This window comes from Halomonas sp. ATBC28, from assembly GCF_005937175.1.
GTDB lineage: Bacteria > Pseudomonadota > Gammaproteobacteria > Pseudomonadales > Halomonadaceae > Vreelandella > Vreelandella titanicae.
The window spans coordinates 1-392 of the sequence record NZ_VCQL01000196.1 but is presented as its reverse complement, the minus strand read 5'-3'; the positions used below and the strand labels follow the sequence as shown (position 1 = coordinate 392).

The following is a 392-nucleotide window of genomic DNA, read 5'->3' as shown; positions in this document are numbered from 1 at the left end:
ACATAAGAGCGCAGCCGTTCAACCTGCAGCCAAAGATAAAGATGCGATTGCTGCCGCTCTGGCGCGGGTGAAAGAGAAACAGGCCCAGGCTACACAGCCTATTGTGATTAAAGCGGGCGAACGCCCGGATAACAGTGCAATTATTGCAGCACGGGAAGCCCGTAAAGCGCAAGCCAGAGCGAAACAGGCAGAACTGCAGCAAACTAACGACGCTGCAACCGTTGCTGATCCACGTAAAACTGCCGTTGAAGCGGCTATTGCCCGCGCCAAAGCACGCAAGCTGGAGCAGCAACAGGCCAATGCGGAGCCAGAACAACAGGTTGATCCGCGCAAAGCCGCCGTCGAAGCCGCTATTGCCCGTGCCAAAGCACGCAAGCTGGAACAGCAACAGG

1 protein-coding gene is annotated in these 392 nt (G+C 56.6%); it reads left to right on the top strand.

Annotated features, from left to right (window positions below):
* Positions 1–392, top strand: a 392-nt coding sequence (locus tag E0L35_RS26015; RefSeq protein ID WP_212751734.1) for a hypothetical protein, incomplete at both ends; no start/stop codon positions are given.